Annotated in this window: 23 protein-coding genes; 13 read left to right on the top strand and 10 right to left on the bottom strand. The window is 58.8% G+C overall.

Annotated elements, in window-relative coordinates; genetic code table 11:
• Nucleotides 1-12 precede the first annotated feature (12 nt).
• Nucleotides 13-564, bottom strand: coding sequence for a DUF7342 family protein (locus EOHIBHHM_RS21095; RefSeq protein WP_497257654.1), 552 nt, complete (start codon nucleotides 562-564; stop codon nucleotides 13-15).
• 480 nt (nucleotides 565-1,044) lie between these two features.
• On the opposite strand from EOHIBHHM_RS21095, the gene EOHIBHHM_RS21090 reads away from it, so the two are divergent.
• Nucleotides 1,045-1,236 carry a hypothetical protein gene (locus tag EOHIBHHM_RS21090; RefSeq protein WP_497257652.1) on the top strand — a complete coding sequence of 64 codons (192 nt, stop codon included), beginning with the start codon at nucleotides 1,045-1,047 and terminating at the stop codon, nucleotides 1,234-1,236.
• 554 nt (nucleotides 1,237-1,790) lie between these two features.
• On the opposite strand, the gene EOHIBHHM_RS21085 is transcribed toward EOHIBHHM_RS21090, so the two are convergent.
• The gene (locus EOHIBHHM_RS21085; RefSeq protein ID WP_497257650.1) at nucleotides 1,791-2,324 is read right to left on the bottom strand and encodes an Rrf2 family transcriptional regulator; all 534 of its coding nucleotides are present in this window, start codon (nucleotides 2,322-2,324) and stop codon (nucleotides 1,791-1,793) included.
• Here EOHIBHHM_RS21085 and EOHIBHHM_RS21080 point away from each other — a divergent pair.
• The 6 genes from EOHIBHHM_RS21080 (at nucleotide 2,318) to EOHIBHHM_RS21055 (ending at nucleotide 5,900) form a co-directional block, all read left to right on the top strand.
• Nucleotides 2,318-2,680, top strand: a complete 363-nt coding sequence (locus EOHIBHHM_RS21080; protein ID WP_497257648.1) for a MarR family transcriptional regulator — start codon at nucleotides 2,318-2,320, stop codon at nucleotides 2,678-2,680. The genes EOHIBHHM_RS21085 and EOHIBHHM_RS21080 overlap by 7 nt on opposite strands.
• A 163-nt stretch (nucleotides 2,681-2,843) precedes the next feature.
• On the top strand, nucleotides 2,844-3,443 hold the full coding sequence (locus EOHIBHHM_RS21075) for a helix-turn-helix transcriptional regulator (RefSeq protein ID WP_497257646.1): 600 nt from the start codon (nucleotides 2,844-2,846) through the stop codon (nucleotides 3,441-3,443).
• An 84-nt stretch (nucleotides 3,444-3,527) separates the two neighbouring features.
• Nucleotides 3,528-3,746, top strand: a complete 219-nt coding sequence (locus tag EOHIBHHM_RS21070; protein WP_497257644.1) for a hypothetical protein — start codon at nucleotides 3,528-3,530, stop codon at nucleotides 3,744-3,746.
• 847 nt (nucleotides 3,747-4,593) lie between these two features.
• Nucleotides 4,594-4,908, top strand: coding sequence for a toxin-antitoxin system TumE family protein (locus EOHIBHHM_RS21065; RefSeq protein ID WP_009367706.1), 315 nt, complete (start codon nucleotides 4,594-4,596; stop codon nucleotides 4,906-4,908).
• 24 nt (nucleotides 4,909-4,932) lie between these two features.
• A complete protein-coding gene (locus EOHIBHHM_RS21060) occupies nucleotides 4,933-5,349 on the top strand; it encodes an HVO_A0114 family putative DNA-binding protein (protein WP_009367705.1) in 417 nt (138 codons plus the stop codon).
• A gap of 146 nt (nucleotides 5,350-5,495) precedes the next feature.
• On the top strand, nucleotides 5,496-5,900 hold the full coding sequence (locus EOHIBHHM_RS21055; protein ID WP_497257641.1) for an SWIM zinc finger family protein: 405 nt from the start codon (nucleotides 5,496-5,498) through the stop codon (nucleotides 5,898-5,900).
• Nucleotides 5,901-6,214: 314 nt separating this feature from the next.
• Here the strand turns inward: EOHIBHHM_RS21055 and EOHIBHHM_RS21050 are convergent, their stop codons facing one another.
• Nucleotides 6,215-7,213, bottom strand: a complete 999-nt coding sequence (locus EOHIBHHM_RS21050) for an IS110 family RNA-guided transposase (RefSeq protein WP_497250541.1) — start codon at nucleotides 7,211-7,213, stop codon at nucleotides 6,215-6,217.
• A gap of 282 nt (nucleotides 7,214-7,495) precedes the next feature.
• Nucleotides 7,496-8,254: a potassium channel family protein gene (locus tag EOHIBHHM_RS21045; RefSeq protein ID WP_497257639.1), complete on the bottom strand. Its 759-nt coding sequence runs from the start codon at nucleotides 8,252-8,254 to the stop codon at nucleotides 7,496-7,498.
• Between the two features lie 267 nt (nucleotides 8,255-8,521).
• On the opposite strand from EOHIBHHM_RS21045, the gene EOHIBHHM_RS21040 reads away from it, so the two are divergent.
• The 3 genes from EOHIBHHM_RS21040 (at nucleotide 8,522) to EOHIBHHM_RS21030 (ending at nucleotide 9,721) form a co-directional block, all read left to right on the top strand.
• Entirely contained in the window at nucleotides 8,522-9,013 is a 492-nt protein-coding gene (locus EOHIBHHM_RS21040; RefSeq protein WP_497257637.1) for a DUF7995 family protein, read from the top strand.
• Nucleotides 9,014-9,181: 168 nt separating this feature from the next.
• Nucleotides 9,182-9,445: a DUF7389 domain-containing protein gene (locus EOHIBHHM_RS21035; RefSeq protein ID WP_497257635.1), complete on the top strand. Its 264-nt coding sequence runs from the start codon at nucleotides 9,182-9,184 to the stop codon at nucleotides 9,443-9,445.
• A gap of 54 nt (nucleotides 9,446-9,499) precedes the next feature.
• On the top strand, nucleotides 9,500-9,721 hold the full coding sequence (locus EOHIBHHM_RS21030; RefSeq protein WP_497257633.1) for a DUF8129 domain-containing protein: 222 nt from the start codon (nucleotides 9,500-9,502) through the stop codon (nucleotides 9,719-9,721).
• Nucleotide 9,722: 1 nt separating this feature from the next.
• Here the strand turns inward: EOHIBHHM_RS21030 and EOHIBHHM_RS21025 are convergent, their stop codons facing one another.
• Nucleotides 9,723-10,124, bottom strand: coding sequence for a hypothetical protein (locus tag EOHIBHHM_RS21025; protein ID WP_497257631.1), 402 nt, complete (start codon nucleotides 10,122-10,124; stop codon nucleotides 9,723-9,725).
• Between the two features lie 137 nt (nucleotides 10,125-10,261).
• Here EOHIBHHM_RS21025 and EOHIBHHM_RS21020 point away from each other — a divergent pair, with 137 nt between their 5' ends.
• A complete protein-coding gene (locus EOHIBHHM_RS21020) occupies nucleotides 10,262-10,561 on the top strand; it encodes a hypothetical protein (protein ID WP_497257855.1) in 300 nt (99 codons plus the stop codon).
• Nucleotides 10,562-10,808: 247 nt separating this feature from the next.
• On the opposite strand, the gene EOHIBHHM_RS21015 is transcribed toward EOHIBHHM_RS21020, so the two are convergent.
• The 5 genes from EOHIBHHM_RS21015 to cobN form a co-directional block, all read right to left on the bottom strand.
• Nucleotides 10,809-11,597: a CbiX/SirB N-terminal domain-containing protein gene (locus EOHIBHHM_RS21015; RefSeq protein ID WP_497257629.1), complete on the bottom strand. Its 789-nt coding sequence runs from the start codon at nucleotides 11,595-11,597 to the stop codon at nucleotides 10,809-10,811.
• A gap of 208 nt (nucleotides 11,598-11,805) precedes the next feature.
• The gene (locus tag EOHIBHHM_RS21010) at nucleotides 11,806-12,570 is read right to left on the bottom strand and encodes a cobalt-precorrin-7 (C(5))-methyltransferase (protein WP_497257627.1); all 765 of its coding nucleotides are present in this window, start codon (nucleotides 12,568-12,570) and stop codon (nucleotides 11,806-11,808) included.
• Nucleotides 12,567-13,298 carry a precorrin-8X methylmutase gene (locus tag EOHIBHHM_RS21005; RefSeq protein WP_497257625.1) on the bottom strand — a complete coding sequence of 244 codons (732 nt, stop codon included), beginning with the start codon at nucleotides 13,296-13,298 and terminating at the stop codon, nucleotides 12,567-12,569. The genes EOHIBHHM_RS21010 and EOHIBHHM_RS21005 overlap by 4 nt, the downstream gene beginning before the upstream one ends.
• Nucleotides 13,288-13,686 (bottom strand): hypothetical protein, encoded by a 399-nt coding sequence (locus tag EOHIBHHM_RS21000; RefSeq protein ID WP_497257623.1) that lies wholly within the window; start codon nucleotides 13,684-13,686, stop codon nucleotides 13,288-13,290. Before EOHIBHHM_RS21000 ends, EOHIBHHM_RS21005 begins: the two co-directional genes overlap by 11 nt.
• Nucleotides 13,676-17,557 carry a cobaltochelatase subunit CobN gene (gene cobN, locus EOHIBHHM_RS20995; protein WP_497257621.1) on the bottom strand — a complete coding sequence of 1,294 codons (3,882 nt, stop codon included), beginning with the start codon at nucleotides 17,555-17,557 and terminating at the stop codon, nucleotides 13,676-13,678. The genes EOHIBHHM_RS21000 and cobN overlap by 11 nt, the downstream gene beginning before the upstream one ends.
• Nucleotides 17,558-17,591: 34 nt before the next feature.
• Here cobN and EOHIBHHM_RS20990 point away from each other — a divergent pair, with 34 nt between their 5' ends.
• Both EOHIBHHM_RS20990 and EOHIBHHM_RS20985 read left to right on the top strand, forming a co-directional pair.
• A complete protein-coding gene (locus EOHIBHHM_RS20990; RefSeq protein ID WP_497257853.1) occupies nucleotides 17,592-19,733 on the top strand; it encodes an ATP-binding protein in 2,142 nt (713 codons plus the stop codon).
• A 58-nt stretch (nucleotides 19,734-19,791) separates the two neighbouring features.
• Nucleotides 19,792-19,980 carry a CbtB domain-containing protein gene (locus EOHIBHHM_RS20985; protein WP_497257619.1) on the top strand — a complete coding sequence of 63 codons (189 nt, stop codon included), beginning with the start codon at nucleotides 19,792-19,794 and terminating at the stop codon, nucleotides 19,978-19,980.

The raw sequence follows: 19,980 nt of genomic DNA, 5'->3' as shown, positions 1-19,980 counted from the left end.
AGAAAAGAGAGGTTAGCTCGTAGCGCGGTCTGCTGCGTCGGTCATCTGTTTGCGAGTGGTTTCAACATCCGAATACAGTTCGAGAGCGTGCTTGATGAGTTGACGGTCTTCTTCGTTCGCACGCCAGAACGCGATGATCTCGCGTCGCTCACGAATCTCAGCGCTAGAGACCTCGCCATCTGCAAGCGACTGTTCGAGCTCTTCCCACGTCTCTACGTTGTAGGTGTCTTGCCATCCCTCGATTTCTTCAGCAATGGCCGCCAACTCACTCTGAAGTTCCTCGCGGGCATTCTCCTCGATGAGGGAGCGGATTTCTTCGAAGAGCAACCGGGTATAGTCTGGCTGATACAGCGTAGTGTCACCAGCTTCAATGCGGCGTAACCGACCTTGCTCAACGAGCTCATTCAGCTCGTTGGAGGTGGTACTCCATGCCGCATCTGCTTGGTCGCTAATCCAATTGGTCGAACGTGGCTCACTGAGCGTTTCGGCGACGGATCGAATCCGCTCACGTGCACTCATTGTCTCTGTCCACGATGCAACACCTTCCCCTGGAGACTCAGTCATCTTAGTCACCTCTTGTCCTAGCGTTCGTGTTTGGTTCTCATATATCTTTGTGTCCTCTCGAATAATCAAGAGCGAGAAGTCGGAGTCGTCTCGAAGTTGAAGTACCATGTCGGATGAAATCGAGACAAGCCGATGACTGACCACTACGCCGACTACGAAGCACTCCGCCCCCTGGGTGAAGGTACCCAAACACCTGACTGCGAACTCGATGCTCGATTCGATACTCAAGATCGAGAAGAGTCTCTCGTAGGCTACCCGGCCGAGAATCACCAGCGAGAGACAACGTGTGCTTCCTGTGGGACGTCGATTCCTCTCGGCCAGCCAAAGTGCCGGTTCTGTCTCACTCACCATCTCGATCCATCGGACGAGCAGCGTCGCTCGGACACCGAGCTGTCACTCCTGCACGTCGTACACCTATTCGTCGAGTCGTCGACGTACTACGGCGCCGTCGCGAAGGGAGCCGCTGCAGCGAGACTGCTTGTGACGAATGAGTCCGATCCCGCCGTCGACGAGTGCCAGCTCATCTACGACTTCGACGAGGAGCCTGCCGCACAGGTGACCGACGAATGGCCGGCGCTTCCTGCTGCAATCCGAACCACCTCGAAAGGCGGTGAGGAGGTGCTTGCAGTCGCTCGTGAGCGGACGACCTGGGGAACACGACGTGCTCAGTGACTGAACACTGAACGTACCTCTACGCCGAGAGTGGAAACACGACGTGCTCAGTGACTGAACACGGAACGTACCTCTACGCCGAGAGTGGAAACACGACGTGCTCAGTGACTGAACACGGAACGTACCTCTACGCCGAGAGTGGAAGCGCCATACAGGATGAAGCGCACCTCTCGACACGCCTCGAGAACGAAGGCGATGACGGCTGGTTGGTGCCAGCAATTGCACTGCAGCACTCTCCCGGGGAGACGCGTTCGGAGTCTCGGGAGCACCGGGTCCCAACGAAGAGGTCGCTGCAGTGTTGGGAGTGTGGCCGAGAGACGACACATCAGTTTTTGGCGTTCGAAGAGAGTCCCGACGACGCGTGGGCTGGACAATCGATCTGGGAGTGCGATCTGTGTGGAACTCCGTGCTTTGGGCCGAATCCAGAGAAAGACGACACGAATGATGAAAAAGTAAGGTGAACACCCACCGAGACGGCCAGTACGGAACCCCTGACAGTCACTGGGCATACTCCGTTGGCTCCGAAGAAAATCCAACATTCTCCTGAGGCCGGCTCAGTGAGCCGGTTCTGCTGCAGGGGCCGTCATCTCCGCAATGCGGAGAATAAGGATGTTGCTCGTATCGTCCTTCCCATCGACAACACCCTCGATGAGCAACTTCGAGAGTGGTGTTGGACCAACCGTCACCGTCTCGCCCTCGTGGAACTCTTGAATGGATCCTTGGACGTGGACTTCGACGCGGCATTTTTCGGGATGGTGGACACTCGAGAGATTGATCTCTTCGATGTTCACACCCGTTACACGCTCACCCTCGTGGACGAGCGGAATGACCGCTGGTTCATCCATCTCCTGAATATCGAGCACCTCGTAGGCTTGTGCTGTTGGCTTGTAGCCACCCTTCGGACCAGGCACGCCTTCGACGAGTTGCAGTGCTTTCAGGCTCTGCATTTGATTCCGGACGGTTCCAGGATTGCGGTCGATCTCCTCAGCGATCGTTTCGCCTTTGATGGGCTGTTCGGACTCGCGATGCAGATTAACGAGTGCGGTGAGTATCGTTTGCTGACTCGGCGTCAGATCAATCGATGACATATCTCGTTATCGTTCTTTCATGGGTAAAACTGTGTTCCAGTGTTTCCCAAACGCCTATATTCACTCATGCCATGACATTGTGTAAGAATAGCATGGATGACTACGCACGCCAACTTCTCTTGTCGGAACTCGACAAGCAGGGCCCAGTGAGCGTGCCCGCGCTGGCAGACACACTTGGGTACCATCCAACTACGATCAGTCGCCATTGCGACGAGCTTCAAGCGGATGGCTACGTCTGCCGTGCGACGTCCAGCGTCTATGAGATAACGGCTGACGGACAGGCATACTTGCAGGAACTCACGACTACGGAGTCGAAGGTCGATCAGAAGGATCCGAACGAATCAATCGAAGGGTGAACCATCACAGAGTCACGTGGGTCAAGGGGCCTGCGATCTCTCGTCATTTTGTCACTGTTTTGTCACTGAGAGCGGGGAGTCATATGCCACACCAGCGGACTCCGTACGGAGTCACACACCCGGGTGCGAACAGCTTTAGCTCGGTGATCGCCTAGGAGTGCTAATGAGCATCACAGCGGCGCTGTCTGCCGCTGAGCAGCAGGCCTATCAGCTCATTCGAGACTCGAAAGAACTCTCACAGAGCGAGTTGTGGAAAGCGCTCGGCGTCAGCAGTCGCACAGGAAGTAGAATCGCACGGTCCTTGGCGGAGAAGGGGCTCATCACTCGCGAGCGGACGGTTCACGAGGGACGGGTTACCTACCAGTTGACACCCGTCGACAGGGAGACAGAGATGGAACCTGTCGACGCGGAAGTCGAAGCACCCCAAGAAGAACTCACACCACGGGAACGGCATGCACTGGCACTCATCGAACAGGCCAACGGGTTCTACCAGAGTGAACTGTGGAAAGCACTCGGTATGAGTAGTCGAACTGGGACACGCATCGCAACGGCGCTGGAAGCTGCTGGAATGATCGAGCGCAATCGCGCCATCTACAATGGACGGACGACGTATCGACTTACGCCGACTCCACAGCAACTCGATTTTGCGTTGCTCATGGCTGGGGACGAAATCTCGCCGTTTATCAGTACGGAGGAGGTCAACCCCTGGAGTGAGGCGTTCACCCACTGGCTACTGGAACTCAGTCGTGAGTCGGCCGTGTGACTCTCTCTGAATCGAGAGTGACACTCCCCACAAGGACTGTCTCCACCCGAACTTCCAATGCATCGCAAGGCGAAAAACACTGTAATGCGGAACAGTCGAACCCCACTCAGTGCGACTGCCGAAGATGCACTCGACGTACTCCGCCCGAAGATCGAGGTCACAGAGACTGGGTTGACTCGCCCAGCAGCACATTCCCATCTCGAGGGCGACGACTTCACCGACTACGACACAAATGAAGCACTCTCGGAATTACTACAGAAAGGCTACCTCTACGAAGTCGACGGCGAGTTGCGATTACCGTAGATTTCTCTTCGTTTCTGCTTTCGCTTGAGTATACGGTGCCTGCCACATCGTCTGTCAGAGGTGTCGCACAGTGAGTTCCTCAAGGAACGCATGACAACACGAGCACACAGGAGCCACTCAAGCACCAACGAGCATCGACTCCCACTCTCAGTCCACCACCGCCTACGGAATCCATCGTGTGGGCGGAGACAGCATCGGGTTAAGACACGTCCAGTCATCACAGGGGTAACGCTTAGGTACGACCGGCAGACTAGCGACACTCATGGTGGGACATGAGACGATGGGGTGGCTGTTCGCACGCCTCTTTACCACTGACGAGACCATTGTCCACGAGTGTCGTCAGTGTGGGGCAACGCTCGACAGCGCCGATGAGTCGTGTTCGGCCTGTGAGTCAACCGACGTCGTGACCTACCGATTCTGAGCGGACTATCACGGAGAGGTTTTTCTGCCCCTGACGGGTGCGGGGCATTCAGAGATGATCGTTCCGGGACCAAACGATGACAACAAAAGACACCATCAGTCAGACACCTCTCAAGAGCAATCACGTATCGCTCTCAACAACACCGGATGTCAAATGAAATACGTCGCACGGCAGGGTGTAGGTCGATGAAACGGCTAGTTGCCCGTTTGTTCGCTACTGAGGAGACTGTTGTCCACGAGTGTCGTTACTGTGGAACGACATTCGACAGCACCGACGACTCGTGTTCAGTTTGTGAGTCAACCGACATCACGACCTACAGATTCTAACTGCTGGGGGGCTTTGGCTGTGAAGAATAGCACATTCAACAAGTGTTGGCCAGTGTCCCAACACACTTTTGCTGTTGGGAACCATCCCAACAGCTAACGGATGGGCCAGGAACTGACACGTCGCTACACGCACGTCGAAGCCGGACTCGTCGAAAACGTCGTCATCCGGCGAACAACCGATACAGATGCCTACCCATCCGGATGGAAGTACACGCTTCACCTGGGAACGCTCGAAGACCTCACGCTCATCCGGTACGATAATGCCCACGAGGATACGAAGGGCCACGAACTCCACACCGCGGCCGGCGATACTGACGTCGAGTTCCCGGGTATGGAAGAACTCCTCGTCGAGTTCTGGGCCAGCGCTGACGAGTATTGGGATGCCACCGGGGGCAACCCACCACGGTCATACTAAATTACAACACCAACTGAAACAATTATGACGACACTCCACATTACCGTCGGCGACCGAGCACAGCTCCGTGAGGACACCCTGCAGTTCGTCCAAGACACAGAGTCCGACGAGGAAACAGAGGATGACCGAGCAGTCCTTCAGTTTGGGTCCTACAACGACCTCGTCGATAGCCTCACCCCACTTCGTCTCGAACTCATTCAAGCAATCGCGACAGAGCAGCCCTCGAGTATGCGGGAGGCAGCCCGACTCGTCGATCGCGACGTCTCCGATGTCCATGCAGACCTGAAACATCTGGAGGTGCTCGACATCCTCGAACTCAAAGAAGGTGGCCCCGGTGGAGCGATTCAACCAGTCGTCCCCTTCGACAAGATCGAGATGCACATCGACTACCCGCTCCTCGACGATGTCGATACAGACAGTACACCCGCTAGCGCCGACTAGCTCACGATTCGGTGAAGTGGAGAGTGGACACGTTCAAGAAGTCAACGGGGCTCATCGAGGTCAAACCTCTTGCAACGCTAAACGCCACGGAGATTTTCTTTGCCCCCTGAAGGGTGCGGGGCACTCGAGACGTGCCTCGTCGACCTATGACGAACGCATTTGCACACCTCGACACAACCCGGAGAGTCGTCAAACGAGCCCAGTATGAGGCATTCGAGTTCGAATGTCTCAATGGCGGTATTCGCGTCAGAAACTGCAGTCACGCCGAGCCAGCAGAGCACGAGTACCACGTCACCGTCGACGGTGGGATTCCGGTAGCTTGTGAGTGTCCAGCTGACGCGAAGTATTCCTCAGCCTGTAAGCACCGTGTGGCGGTTGCGATTCGAACTCCACTCCTCGATGCCGCTGCAACGCAGCCGGTCGCCGACGGCGGAACCGTCGTCAGTGATGGCGACGCTGGGGAGACAGACGAGTGCGACTGTGCAGAGCTTGGCGACGGGTTTCCCTGCTGGGATTGCTATCGAACCGGGAAGCGAACGCTCCCGGAGTAGCACCGGCTCACGGCTCACGAAGCGAGCAGCTATCGGTCTATTTCTCCAATGGTGACAGAAAGTGCGTGCTGAACTTAGAGCGTGAGTTCACCTATGGAAATTCTGCTGGCTCAACTAACCACCGCTGGCGATAAAGTTGTTCGCACGATCTCACGTCTCTCGCTCTTCAACGGCGCGAAACCACTAGGCTGCGTGGTGATTGAGACCTCCACAACCGGTAGGCGGTCGGAACGAGTTCCGCGATAGCTGTCGCTCACACTGGCTCCATCCGGCCACTGAGGAACGCCGGTCCGGCGTTCCTCAGATTCCCGTTTTCAGGCGCTCACCCCCGGTGGGTCGTAGACTTCCTCCCGGTCGAGCATGTGGTAAATCGACACCAGTAGCTTTCGCGCGGTTGCCACGATTGCTTTCTTGGAACTCTTGCGACTCGCCAAGCGGTCGTAGAACCGACGCAAGTACTCGTCGTTGCAGGTGTGAACTGCGACGTACGTACACTGGACGAGGATCCATCGTACCCGTCCGGATCCTCGCTTTGAGATGCCACCCTCGAACCGCGAGTCGCCAGACTCGCGGATCACCGGGTTCAATCCCACGTAACTCACGACTTGTTTATCCTCGTCGAACCGCTCGATCTCGCCAAGTTCAGCGTAGATCGTTAACGCTGAGTAGTAGCTGACACCAGGAATCGTCATCAGCAGCTGGGTCTCCTTCAGAGACCCAGCGCGTTCCTCGATCTCCAGTTCGAGCGACTCGATTTCAGCGGTGAGCGTTTCGATTATCGTCACGTAGGAGTCCAGTAACGAGTCCCACGGTGTCGGGAGCGAGAGTTCCCGCAGGAACTCTCGTCCCTCCACACTCAGCGGTTTCACGTCTTCGGTGATGCCGTGCTCAGAAAGCAACCCGTGAACTTTGTTCGCGTAGCTGGTTCGATTTTCGACCAACTTCTGTCGCCCGCGCACGAGTGCGCGGGCTTTCCGAACCTCATCGGTAGGAACGTAACTCTCGGGGATGGAATTGAGCCGTACCATCCGCGCGAGCTGTTTCGCATCAACGCGGTCGGTTTTCTTGTCTGAGTGAGCGATGAGCTTCAGTTTGCCAGGGTTGGCGACAACCACGTCCAAGTACTCTGAGAGAGTATCATGGACGTGGTAGTAATTGCTGGTTGCTTCAATCGCTGCTGTGGCTCCAGCGTAGCGCTGGGCGAGGTCGTCGAGGTTCGCGTTTTTGACGCGAACCTCTTCGACAAGCTCACCAGCTTGATCGATTACTGCCACTTGCGCGTACCGCTTGTGTAAGTCGATTCCGAGGTACATGGTTTGTTCCTCCGGGACGCCGGTGCGTGAACAGAAATTCACCTATGCGGGCTTTCCCGGATGCCGCTCCGGCGGCATCCGGGCTGTCTCGCCCAAGTCTCGGCTTCCTGCGCACTCGGACCAGTCAGCACGACGTGCTCTCGGGCACGGAACTCAGGTCGGTCTCTTGCGCCCCATACTTTGTTCACGCGCTCTATGGGTAGCAGAATTTCCATCGAGTCAGCACGGCGAGTCTATTTATTTCATCACACTCTACTAAACCAGCTGTTAGAAAGAGAGTGCTTATTGTTCAATGAGCTGTTCTTGCTCTTCGAGCGTTTCTTCGTGGTCTTCAACAGCATCTCCCCGAGCCTTTGTATCTCCACTGAGACGTCCTGATAATTCTTTTAGACGATCTTGTTTCCCATAGAGGACAAGCGTGTCACCCGGTTTCGCCTCCACATCTGGTTGCGGCGCACCAATGTATGAGTTATCCCGGCGGATGCCGAGTATCAACACACCCTCGCTTGGTAAATCCAATTCAGTGATCGTCTTCTCTGCCAGCCAATCGCCCGCGTTGATTTCCACCTCTGCCACACGATACTCGCGTTGCAACCCGAGTAATTGGGCATAGTCTGTGACCTCCAACTCTGTCGTCTTACTAAGCGTCCACTCAATGAGTGGCGTAACGAGGCGGTTGAACCATTGACTCCGTGCGAACAGAATGATTACACCGGCACCACCGAGAATGTACAGTAAGTTCAACAGGTTTTCTCCACCAGTTCGAGTGAATGAAAGGACAAGCGACGAAATTGCACCGAGAAGTCCAATACTGCCGAGTCGAATGAGCGCCTTCACGGTTTTGCGGCGGCCTGCCGTAGTAACAGCCTGTTCAGCCTCTTCGGTGGTATATCCTGCTCCAGAGAATGCTGAGGTGGCTTGGAAGGAGGCCACATCTGGTGAGAGGCCCGTCATCTCCAGCGCAATTGAGCCAATCCGCACAATCAACAATGAGAGCGCGAAGATGACCAGTAGCGACAGTATTGGATATGTGGCAACCATACCGAGATGTAAGTCCCCGTCTCTGTAAACATCACTACCCACACGAACAGTACACGCTCTGAATCCAGCGATTCAATTCTTCACCAGTTGGTGGGATCTGTCGTGACCAACTTGCGCCCTCTCTTCAGCATGCCCACAGAAACCTATCACTGATTGAAGAGTAAACGAGAGCATCGAAACACAAGCGAACTGGAGCGCGCCGGAGAGCGTTTTTCTGCCCCCCAAGGGTGCGGGGCGTCACACATACATCGCGTCCCGAGAACCACAATGCACCAACTCATCTATACGCTCGTTGAAGCACCGAATCGAGACGATGCCTTCGCCAGCGGTAACGCAGCGTTCGACCGACTCGTCGGCGTCGGGCCCGACACCGCCGCTGTCTTCGATTACTACGTCACGTTCGACGACGAGACAACGTCTGTCGCCGGGAAGGCACGATGGGGTGAATTACCCGTCGTGGCATCAGTCGACTCCGACGAGGGAGCAGAACTCCTTGAGCGAGGATGGAACGCAACAACCGAAGAGTTCGAGCGGAATCTCGAACGAGTGCAAACCGCCGTCAACGAATTCTCTACTGAAGAACTCATGCGCGACAAGGAGCTTGCTCGACACGCTTGCTACAACCTCGGGGCGTACCGGGGACCGTCGCTCTTCCTGTACGATGAGTACGGCGGGGCGATTCGCCATCGCGACCAGCTCGATCGTGTCCTCGACTCCGACGAGCAGGTGTGGATCATCCCGGCAGACGTCCACTACTGAGCCAAGAATCACCCGACAGAACAGGCACTATAGTCTTAACCAACAGAGCGCGACTGTCGCCATTTCTGTTGGTTAAGGCGACGACGAACCTGCTGACTCGGTGAGCGCCGAGTGAGTTTTTTCGCCCCCAGAGGGGTGCGGGGGACAGAGACCCCTCGCAGTAAACCGATGACCGACGACAATCCAACAGCGACGAAGTCGAATCGAGAGGAAGCGACCCAGACGGAATATGTCGAGCGCAGCGACGTCGGCGTGTCACTGACGGTGAAACTGAAGCGTGGAACGGCGACGAGAGACCAGGACGAGCTGACGGCCAAGGTCAAGGCACGAACGCTTGCGGAGGCCCGCGAAGACATGGACACGCTGCGAGTGTATCTGCACGACCTCGCTGAGGACGCTCGGCAGATTCAACCCGACGACGAGGCAGAATAGAGCGCTCGGAGAGGTGGTTTTTCGCGCCTCCAGAATGGCTGGAGGCGAAACTCAATGAGCAACGACTCAGCTGAATCAACGACATCGACCGGCCTCACACCCGAGCAGCGTCTCGAAGCACCAACCACCAACCTTATCGACGCGGGTATTGCGACCATCCACGACATGGCGACGCTTCGGGCCTGTGTCGCCTACGAGAACGCGAATCAACAGCGCGTGCGGATTCTCCGACGGCTCGAACACCGAGCACAGGAGATTCGGACACAGAAGGAATAACTCAGTTCGAGTCTGAAAGCCAATCGTGCCGTAGCTCGTTGAGAGCGATCAGCACGTAGAGCACTCCGACGAGACGTGTTCCTTGGTACACCCATGGCTTCCAATTGCAGTTGCTTGCGTCGGTGTACGCAAGCGGTGTTGCACAGCCCACAAAGACATGTGGAGAACTCACGGCGAGAATTCCGATAAGACCGAGGAGTTTCTTGAATCTCGAATACGAGGTGTCACTGCTCCGCACAAGCAGTAACAAGGCGAGTCCTTCAACCCGCGCACCAGTGGTAACCCAGGACCGCAACTCGCACTCGTCTGGGTCTTCGAGGGCGACCTGCTCGGCAGTCGCAATGAACGCTTCTGGTGCCACAAGTTCGACAATGCCAATCGTCGTGAATATCTTGCGGAGCATGGCTACAGATTAAGCGTTCACCCACATAACACGTCGTCTGTTTGCCAACCCATCAGAAATCAGCGTGGTGACCACCGATTACAGTGGGGTTTCCTGAGGGGTTTTTCGAGCCTCAGATGGCTGGAGGCTTGATTCAAATGAGCAACCGACCAGACATCTCGGTGCATCGGCAGACAGCTTTTGGTGACGACGGCCAGCTCGAAGTGACCGAAACGAGTGTCGAAACCTCACTCGAAGATTTCGGCGCAGAGGTCGACCATCGCGACCGCGAGTCACGATGTGATCAACTAGCGGCGAGCGAGTTCGGCGTCGACGACCGCCCGGAAGTGACCCGTTCATCCGAGGGTGATCAAGCGACTTTGTTCGTGGATACTGACGAGAATCAACAGACGCTTGCCGGCAACGAGGCGGCCGCTCGCTGCTTGTTTGAGGAGTAACCAACAGAGTGGGGCCGATTCCGGTCTTATGGGTAACTCACCCCGCGACGGTGTTTATTCCGCCCCTGAGAGCTGCGGGGGCGGCGGTGCCTCGCAGGTGACTCCCTGTGTCCATTCACGACTTCTTCGGCGTAACCAGCGACAGCGCGACAAACACCTACGCTGACGCTCGACAGGCCGACTATCGATACGAGCCGTATCGGTGTTTCCTCCGACGAGAACGAATCTCATTGTGAGACCCGAATCATTACCGCTGGATCCCTTCTCCGTCGGTTGCAACTGGGCGTTGTGTCCGGGTCAATTGCGCTTCGAACGAGGCTGCCGACGCGTTGTCGTCACCAGCAAGCGCGCGCTGCTTTTCGACCTCCGCGTGAACGGCGTCCGTTATTCGCGGATGCACTCCAAGCGGGTCAGCATACTCGATGCCACCGCGTGCGAGTTCAAGTTCGTCGGGAATTCGGCTCTCGGTTGCTTCGGATCGTGTCAGAAAGAGCGGGACAGCTACCGACTGATTCTTGCTAGTATTGTACCGCACACATTCGACTGTGGGGTTCTGGAGGAGATAGCAGGTCAGCACCTCTCCGTATCCCGATTGTTCTCGAAGTCGGGCTGCGTGATAGTCGGTCGTTTGCCGGTGGTACGGTTTCGAGCTACTCCCAAATCCAACGAGGATGAGAGAGACGTCGTCAGATGCCGGAATCAGATTTGCTCCTTTCTCTTCTATCACCTCGGTGACGGCCGGACTCTGACCGAGTGGTTCGCAGTAGTGGACGTCCCCAGAGACATAGGAGAGCGCGGCGGGGACGCCGTCGATCGTGTCGTGGCTATGTGCAGCGCACATCGGGACTGCATACACTGTATCCGCAGAAATCCGCTCGAACTTTTCTTTGAGCTCACGGATCGGTTCTCTCTCGTACGTCGCTATCTCGACGTCATCGACGACGGAACGCCGGCTGAGACGGCCGGCGTGTGCTTCGAGCACTTCGGGGGCGTTTCTCGTATTACGGCCGATGAGCAGGATTGATTCGGTTGTCATGGATCATCCACGAACACAATCTTATTTGTGTTAACCCAATTTGGGTTGTCTTATCGGTTGGGACGGACTGGCAAATAAGTTTTGGTGAGCCAGATTTCATTCAGCGAGAGAGCGGTGGTAGTGACACCTAGTGGACACTCAGTAGCCCATAGATGGCATTAACAGCGATGAAAAACGAAGATTCAGAAGGAGACTGGATCGGTCTAAGCTAGTTGGATCGAACAGCTAATATCGAAAGATCGGAGAACGGTGACGTTTCGTCATCTGATTCGTTCGTGAGTGCTTGGAGTCTTCCTAGCGTCGTCGTCGTCACTTCTTCATCGTCGTGTGTCAGCCGTTCCAATACGAGAGCCTCGAGCGAGGGGGATGCACCCGCATCGAGTAACTCGACGGCGATGTCTTCCGGCATCCAGTCATAGGGACGCGGGAGCACGAGCAGGTGTCGGTCACCGACAGCGTCGCGAAGTCGACGGAGCCCAGGTGTGACATCTCCGCTCTTGTGGAGTGTCACGAAGACCGTCTCCTCCATCGGTGTTCGTGCCCTGCTGGCGGCCATCTGCAGGGACGAGATTCCAGGAATGACTCGAACGGGCCGTTCGACGGCGGCCTGAACTTTTCCGACGAACTGATAGCCCGAGTGGTTCGGATCACCCATCAGGACGGCCGTTCCGGACTCCCCGTCGGCAACGCGGTCAGCGAACGTCGCAAGCGTCTCGGCCTCATCACGATACCCGCACGTGAGTAGATCGGCGTTCGTCTTCTCGCCGATGAACTCGACAACAGTCTCGAAACCCACGACGACATCGGCATCGTGGATTGCGCGCTCGCCGCGGGGAGTCAGATACTCCAGATTCCCCGGACCGATACCGACTGCGTACACCGGGTTCTCCGCAGATACGGACTCGAGTTCAGGGACCGATGCCGCCAGTGCCGCTGGATCGGAGCCGGAGTCTAGGTCGTACGTGTCGCTCACGGGAGGTCGACCTCTCCACTCCGGACGTCGCTCGCCACGTGGACGAGTTCGTTCGTTAGGCCGGCTGCCAACCCGCTTCCGCCGCGACGGCCGACGTTCGTGATTGCAGGGATGCCGTACGAGTCCGCGACCTCGCGCAGCCGTGTCCGACTCTCCGCAGCTTTGACGAAGCCGACCGGAGTGGCAACTACGACGGCCGGGCACGTACCGTCTTCGATACAGTCAGCGAGGGCGAGTGCTGCGGTCGGGGCGTTTCCGATAACGGCGATGGCGCCGTCGTAAACCCCCTGTTTGTCGAGTTCGAGTACAGACGCAGCCGTCCGCGTCATGCCAGTCCGTTTCGCGAGTTCGGCACCGTTCCCGATAGCCTTCTGAACAGGGCAGTCGTGACCGCGACCAGTGATACCGGCCTTGACCATTGTGATGTCGGTAACGATAGGACGCTCGTCGAGGGCCGCCCGTGCGCCGGCGACGACCGGTTCGTCCTCAGTCTCACCGGTGAACCGCACGAGGTGCTGGAACTCGGGGTCGCCCGTGGCATGGACACTCTTCTGTCGGATGCGGTCGGCCAACGTCTCGTCCGAAACGAGTTCGCGCACGCGATCCATGCTCGTCTCGGCGATCTCCATCGCGTTCTCAGTAGTCGCACCGAGATCAGCGTACTCCGCGAAGTCACTCGCGTTCCCGGCCTCGCTACCGCCGTCCGTTCGGCTGTCGTCAGTTGTCAACGCTCGTCACCTCCGGTCGATACGAACCATACTTATGCAATTCATCGTCATCCACCAAGACCTCAAAGTCGAGATCGAATAGCCGAACTACGGCGTCGAGAGTAGACCTATCGCCTGCTCTGTGAATACACGTTGTCGGTGCCGCAAGGATCTGACCGACGATGGCGTCGGCCATCCCTTCGACGATATCGCGCTGAGCATCACTGAGCACACCGCGTGCGTTGAGTTTGTCGAGAGCTTCCTCGACTTCGCCTCGTTTGATGCGCTCCGCGTCTTCGTATATCGCAGTGGCAACGTCCTCGGCGTGCTGGCACCTGGACTGTGCTAGCAGAGGGGTAGCGCCGCTACTGACGGTCCAATCGATTTCTTCGACGGCGTCAGTCGTCATCGCTGGACACCTCCGTTGCGTTCGGGCTCCCGGTACGCGCTTCGATGTCACCGTCCACTCGAAGATTGATGTCCCGGAGCTGGTCGGCAGTCTCGTCGTCGGCGTCCCACAGACCGCGGTCGATCGCCTCGAGGAGCGTGTCACTGATACTCTCCAGGGCCCACGGGTTCACGTCGCGCATCCACTCCTGTCGATCCTCGTCAAACGCGTACTTCTCGGCGACGTCGCCCCAGAGCGCGTCACTGACGACGTCGGTGGTCGCGTCCCAGCCGAGGACGACGTCCACGGTGGTCGACAAGTCACCGGCACCCTTGTAGTCGTGTTCCTCCATACTGTCGAGCCAGTCGGGATTGAGCACGCGGGCGCGCATCGCTTTGCGGACCTTCTCCTCGTTGGTGTACACCGAGACGTTGTCGGGGTCGCTAGAGTCGCCGACGTAGGAAGCTGGCTCCTCGCCAGCGATTTCTGAAACGGCAGTGATGAACCCGCCGTGGAACGCGTACCAGTCGGAGCTGTCGAACTCGTCCTGTTCGGCAGTGTCCTCGATCTTGACCGTGGCGTCGACGCTTCCGAGGCGTCGCTCGAAGGACTCGTGCGCCTCCGTGACGCGTCCCCGCTTCCCGAGTGCGTATCCGCCCCACTGGACGTACACGTCGGCGAGGTCGGATCGGTCGTCCCAGTTCCCCTCGTCGACTGCTTTGTTCGTGCCCGCACCGTACCCTCCGGGTCGAGTCGTGAACACCCGCTGTCTGGCGGCCTTTTCGGAATCGTCGACACCCTGCTCGTCGAGCCGCTCGACTTCCTCTTCGACGTGCTTTTTGACGTAGTTCATCTCGTGTGGCTCGTCGAGGTCGACAACCGCGTCGACGGCGTCGTGAACGACGCCTGCGGCCTGCGGGAAGGCGTCGCGGAACAGCCCCGAAACGCGAGTGGTGACGTCGATACGGGGGCGGTCGAGTTCGTCCAGGGGAATGGGAGTGACGCCGTCGATACGTCCGGCGTCGGTCCATTCGGGTTCGACGCCCATCAGCGCAAGCACCTGGGCGATAGTCTCACCCCGAGTTCGAACGGTCGGCGTTCCCCATGCGACGACGCCGATCTCCTCGGGATACGCGCCTTCCGCTTCGTGATGACGCGCTGCGATACCGTCGGCTATCTCTCGGCCGACGCGCCATGCGCTCTTGGCCGGCACTTTCCGTGGGTCTAGCGTGTAGAAGTTCCGTGCTGTCGGCAGCAGGTCAACCCCGCCCCGCGTCGGCGCACCGCTTCCGCCAGGCGGGACGTAGTCGCCGGCCAGGGCGTCTACCGTTCTCGGGATTTCGTCCTCCGAACCTCGGACGCGAGGAGCAACCTCTTCACAGATGAACGCCAGCGCGCCCCGAAGGTCGTTGTGTGCACCGGCTTTCGCCCGTGCGTCCCCGAGCGGATCGATATCCACCACGAGAAGGTTCATGTTAACCTCATCCTCCGGCCCCGCCTCTTCCTCCGAAGCCGGAATGTCGAAGTCGTGGTCGGCCAGCGTCTCCACGAGCTCAAGACTCGTCTCGTACACTTCGTCGGCAGCCTCCGAGAGTGTCATGCCCAGTTCGCCGTCGTACGCCCCCGGTTCGCCGAGCATCTGCTGGTAGTCGACGCCGAGCACGCCGGCCACACTCTCCCGGAGACTGGGCCCGCCTGGGTTCTCTAGGCGCGTGAGTGCGACGAGGTACTCGACGAGACGGTCTGCCTCTGGGGGCTCGCTCATCGTGTGGAGCCCCATCCGAATCTGCGTCGTCTTCACGTCCGTGAGGTACCCGTGGATGCGTTCGACGAGTTCATCAACGGCGACCTCGTCACCGTCGACTCTCCCCTCTGCGAGCGTCGTTCCGGCTTCCTCTGGACCGCGAACGTCGACGCGCTCGTCGACATCGCCTGCGATGCCGAGTTCGACCGCAAGGTCGAGTTCATCGACCTTCTCCCGGAGGAGCCGTTCGAGGTGTTCGCCGTCGTCGGTGCGGGCGTCTTCCATCCCGGCTTCGCGATACTGGTCGGCGAGTTCCTCGAGTTCGGCCAGTTCGTCATACGTTCCGGCGTTGCGCATCACCGGCGTCAGGTAGTCGACGATGGCTGCGTACGAGCGCCGTTTCGCCTGGGTCCCCTCGCCCGGATTGTTGATGATGTACGGGTATACATTCGGGATATCGTCGACGAGCTGGTCCGGAGCGCTCTCCCCGTTTAGTCCGACCGTCTTGCCGGGAAGCCATTCCAGACTCCCGTGCGTACCGAGGTGAACGACGGCGTCAGCCTCGAACGTGTTTCGGAGCCAGCCGTAGAACGCCACGTAGTCGTGGGGGGGCTGGAGATCGGAGTCGTGATAGACCTTCGATGGGTCCATCCCGAACCCACGCGGTGGTTGGACGGTGACGAGGACGTTCCCGAACTCGACGCCAGGGATAGCGAACGGACGGTCCGGTACTCCGCCCCACTCGTCCACGATGTTCGACTGGAAGCGTTCGTCCGTGGCCGCGAACCACTCGCGATACTGCTCCGTGGGGACGACGTCGACGCTGAGGTCACGCACGTCCGCTGGGGCAACCCATCGATCGTCGAGCGTCAGCTGCGCGGTCAACTGATCTATCAAGGCCTGACCGTTCGTTGGTGTCCGTCCGCCGAGATCGTAGCCGCGCTCGCGAAGTTCCTGGAGAAGATTGACGGTACTCTCAGGGCTGTCGAGTCCGAAGGCAGTGCCGATGCCGTCGTCGCTCGGCGGGTAGTTGTGTAGGACGACCGCGACGTTCTTCTCTTCGTTCGAAGTATGTCGAAGAGTCGCCCAGTTGACCGCGAGCCGCGCGGCGTGGTCCACCCGGTCGTCGATGGGGAAGTGCTGTTTCGGCGCGCTTCCGATGCCCGCCTCGTCGTCGGTCCGTTCCTTGCCGCTAATCGGGTGAGTGATAACGTTGCCGTCGAACTCCGGGAGTGCGACCGACAGCGCGAGTTCGAAGCCCATGACGCCCGTGTCGTTCTTCTCGTACCGTGAGCGAGACCGCATCGTCGTCACGGTCTGGATGACGGGCACGCCGAGTCGATCGAGGAAGACGTCCTCCGCGCCATCCCCCTCGTCATCGGCCGCTCGCCCTCGCTCGTCCATCGACAGCGAGAACATGAACGACGAGAGCACGGCGTCGACGATAGGATCTCCCTCGTCCAGAAGCCACTCCTCCGTTACGCGCTCAGCGTCCCACTGTTCGTCGCTGTCCGTCGCGGGATTACAGAAAATTGGGAGTGCATCCGCACCCTGGTTCTCGACGGCGCGTACCTGACCGTCGACGTACCGCGTGTTCTCGTGGGTCCAATGAGATTCGTAGAACCAGATGGCGACAGTCGGTGTGTCGGGGTCAAGCGTACCTATCAGTTCCTCGTTCGATGCCCCCGGATGGTCCGGATGGTAGACTCCCTCCGTTGGAAGCGTCACCGGTTCGTCGTAGTCACACTCGACGGTCCCGTACTCGTCGACGAGGAACCGAACGCAGTTCGCGACGTTGCTGGTCCCACCTTTCTCCAGATATTCGTAGACTCGATCGCGATCCTCCGCAGGGGCAGACGTGTCTTCAAGTGCGTAGGCGTCACCGGTCGATTTGACGACCAGCGGGACGCCAGCCTCCTCCAGACGACTGACAGCGTGGTCGTATCCTGGCATACTCTCCTCGGCACCGTGCAGCCAGAATATCGCCGCCGCCGCATCTTCGAGCTCGTCGAGGAACGCGTCGACGTCTGTCTGATCGTCGAAATCGCTCTCCGATCGAACGACCAGGTCGACGTCAGTTCGCGCTGCGGCCTGCTGGATGGCTCCGAGTTCGTTTTCGGTCGCTGTGTATAGGCCGATTGTTGGCATAACGTTGTTAAACCTCTGTTGCTCTAATACAAGTATGGTTGATTGCGGCGGAGGCAAAAAAGCTTCGCACGGCCGGGGGACGTCGCTGTCTTTCTCGGAGATCGTCGGTCAGGAAGAACTCAAGAGAGCTTTACTGGCCATCACAACGAATGATGACCTGGATGGCCTTCTCATACAGGGCGAGAAAGGAACGGCAAAGTCCACGGCGGTGCGGGCGCTAACTGACCTCCTTCCGAGACAGGCCGTCGTCGAGAACTGTCCGTACGGCTGCCCGCCGAACGTGCCCGAATATCAGTGCGAGGACTGTCGTGAACGGACCGACCCACTGACGGCCGAACGGTCGGTTCCACTCGTTACGCTCCCGCTGGGGGCGACCCGCGAGCGAGTCGTCGGGACGCTCTCCGTGGCAGATGCTCTCGACGGCGACTACGAATTCGACCCCGGACTGCTCGCCCGGGCGAACCGCGGTATCCTCTATGTTGACGAGGTAAATCTCCTCGACGATCACCTCGTCGACGTGTTACTTGATGCGGCGGCGAGCGGTGTCAACAGAATCGAACGTGATGGTATGAGTGTCTCACACCCTGCTAGGTTCACGCTCGTGGGGACGATGAATCCCGAAGAGGGAGATCTCAGACCGCAACTTCGCGACCGTTTCGCGCTCCAAGCGACGGTCACTGCCTGTCAAGACGTGGACCAACGGGTCAGTATCATCGACCGAGCGATCGGACGAACAGATGGGGACGGAACGGAGCAATCGACCAACAAACGCGTAGAGAACGATGACTTCCGAGACCGGCTGTGGCAAGCCCGCAAACGGCTCTCCGAAGTCGATCTTTCAACCCAGTTCGCCCGGGACATCGCAGAACTATGTCGGGACTCGGGTGTTGACGGACACCGCGGCGACATCGCGACAGCACGCGCCGCCAGGACGTTCGCCGCTCTCGACGGGCGCTCGAAGGTCATCGAACCCGACGTGCAGCGTGCGGCAGAACTCGCGCTCCCTCACCGGCTTCAATCACGGCCGTTCGAAGACGCGCCCGATCCGAGTGAACTCATCGACGACCACTTCGATGGTGAGGGTAACGACGGCGGGCAGGAGGACCGAAACGACCGCCCCAACGAGGAACCCTCCGACGCCGACGAAGATCCTTCGGACGAAGCGGACGACACCGGAGACGCCGAGGAGACGGACGCGTCGGACTTGACCGATCCCGGATCGTCCGAAAGAAACGGCAAGTGCGATGAGACCGAGTCCGGCACGTCGTCCCCGGAACGGAGTGACGAGGTAGGGACCGGCGATGTCGAAACAGAGGCGACGGACGAGAACAACAAGGCGAACGAAAACGACGACGTGACGGAAGGGACACCGATTGTCCCTGGAGAGTCACATGCTGACATCGGGGCGGGACGCGCTCCCGAACTGACCGCACCCGAAGCCGTCGAGAGCGGGAGAGCAGGTAGCGGCTCCCGGTCACAGACGCAGCCACACGTAGACACCGAGGGAGCACGGGTACGGAGTCAGCAAGCGGATTCGAACCGGCGCATCGACGCCGCGGCGTCGGTTCGAGCGGCATCTGCTCGCGGCGCTTCGTCCGTCGAGTCGCGTGACCTACGTCAATCTGTCCGGCAGAGCGAGTCCTCCGCGCTGGTGGTGTTCGTCGTGGACGCGAGTGCGTCGATGTTACCGGCGATGCGTGCGGCGAAGGGAACCGTTCTCGAACTCCTGAAGGATGCGTACCAGAAGCGCGACGAAGTCGCGTTCGTCGCATTCGCCGGCGAGGAAGCAAACGTACTCCTTCCGCCGACAAACAGCGTCACCCTCGCCGCTCGACATCTCAAGGACCTGCCGATCGGCGACCGAACGCCACTCCCGTCAGGTCTCCGAGCGGCTAGCGACGTGCTCGGCCGGGCCGAACCGAGCGCCAGCGTCGTTGTGCTGGTCACTGATGGGCGGGCGAACGTTGCGAAAGAGAGCCCAATCCGTGAGACGCGTGAAGCCGCTAGACGGTTGAGCGAGTTCGACCCCCACGTGGTCGTCGTCGACGCGAGTGAGGGTGACCGATCCGGTGTAACGGGCCTGGTCGCCGACGAAACGGACGGTGAACGGGTCCCTCTCTCCGCATTGTCAGCCGAACGAATCGAGGCGGCCGTTGATGCCGCACACGAAAGTTAGGTTTGGCTCATCCGGAAGTTTTACAACTTTACTTGTTGTTGTGCAAGTGTGGTTTAGAATGGCGACTGCCAACAACACCGTTTACGGTCGGATCGAACAGGCTCGCATGGAACTAACGCCGACGCAGCTGGCCGTCGGGCTCGCTTTCGTCGCAGCACTCGGATTCGCCCTCCTGTTCGTTCAGGAGCCGATGCTGCACGATTCGATGCATAATTTCCGGCACGCGGCGGGGATTACCTGCCACTGA

The sequence above is a fragment of the Halogranum roseipondis genome, assembly GCF_059695585.1.
This window is presented reverse-complemented; position numbering and strand designations above follow the sequence as displayed.

Coding starts and splice junctions, on each gene's coding strand:
- EOHIBHHM_RS21070 (WP_497257644.1), top strand. CDS start 3,528: ATGCGGAACAGTCGAACCCCACTCAGTGCGACTGCCGAAGATGCACTC.
- EOHIBHHM_RS21030 (WP_497257633.1), top strand. CDS start 9,500: ATGAGCAACGACTCAGCTGAATCAACGACATCGACCGGCCTCACACCC.
- cobN (WP_497257621.1), bottom strand. CDS start 17,557: ATGCCAACAATCGGCCTATACACAGCGACCGAAAACGAACTCGGAGCC.
- EOHIBHHM_RS21075 (WP_497257646.1), top strand. CDS start 2,844: ATGAGCATCACAGCGGCGCTGTCTGCCGCTGAGCAGCAGGCCTATCAG.
- EOHIBHHM_RS21095 (WP_497257654.1), bottom strand. CDS start 564: ATGACTGAGTCTCCAGGGGAAGGTGTTGCATCGTGGACAGAGACAATG.
- EOHIBHHM_RS20990 (WP_497257853.1), top strand. CDS start 17,592: ATGGTTGATTGCGGCGGAGGCAAAAAAGCTTCGCACGGCCGGGGGACG.
- EOHIBHHM_RS21045 (WP_497257639.1), bottom strand. CDS start 8,254: ATGGTTGCCACATATCCAATACTGTCGCTACTGGTCATCTTCGCGCTC.
- EOHIBHHM_RS21055 (WP_497257641.1), top strand. CDS start 5,496: ATGACGAACGCATTTGCACACCTCGACACAACCCGGAGAGTCGTCAAA.
- EOHIBHHM_RS21060 (WP_009367705.1), top strand. CDS start 4,933: ATGACGACACTCCACATTACCGTCGGCGACCGAGCACAGCTCCGTGAG.
- EOHIBHHM_RS20985 (WP_497257619.1), top strand. CDS start 19,792: ATGGCGACTGCCAACAACACCGTTTACGGTCGGATCGAACAGGCTCGC.
- EOHIBHHM_RS21085 (WP_497257650.1), bottom strand. CDS start 2,324: ATGTCATCGATTGATCTGACGCCGAGTCAGCAAACGATACTCACCGCA.
- EOHIBHHM_RS21025 (WP_497257631.1), bottom strand. CDS start 10,124: ATGCTCCGCAAGATATTCACGACGATTGGCATTGTCGAACTTGTGGCA.
- EOHIBHHM_RS21050 (WP_497250541.1), bottom strand. CDS start 7,213: ATGTACCTCGGAATCGACTTACACAAGCGGTACGCGCAAGTGGCAGTA.
- EOHIBHHM_RS21080 (WP_497257648.1), top strand. CDS start 2,318: ATGACATATCTCGTTATCGTTCTTTCATGGGTAAAACTGTGTTCCAGT.
- EOHIBHHM_RS21065 (WP_009367706.1), top strand. CDS start 4,594: ATGGGCCAGGAACTGACACGTCGCTACACGCACGTCGAAGCCGGACTC.
- EOHIBHHM_RS21020 (WP_497257855.1), top strand. CDS start 10,262: ATGAGCAACCGACCAGACATCTCGGTGCATCGGCAGACAGCTTTTGGT.
- EOHIBHHM_RS21000 (WP_497257623.1), bottom strand. CDS start 13,686: ATGACGACTGACGCCGTCGAAGAAATCGATTGGACCGTCAGTAGCGGC.
- EOHIBHHM_RS21015 (WP_497257629.1), bottom strand. CDS start 11,597: ATGACAACCGAATCAATCCTGCTCATCGGCCGTAATACGAGAAACGCC.
- EOHIBHHM_RS21040 (WP_497257637.1), top strand. CDS start 8,522: ATGCACCAACTCATCTATACGCTCGTTGAAGCACCGAATCGAGACGAT.
- EOHIBHHM_RS21035 (WP_497257635.1), top strand. CDS start 9,182: ATGACCGACGACAATCCAACAGCGACGAAGTCGAATCGAGAGGAAGCG.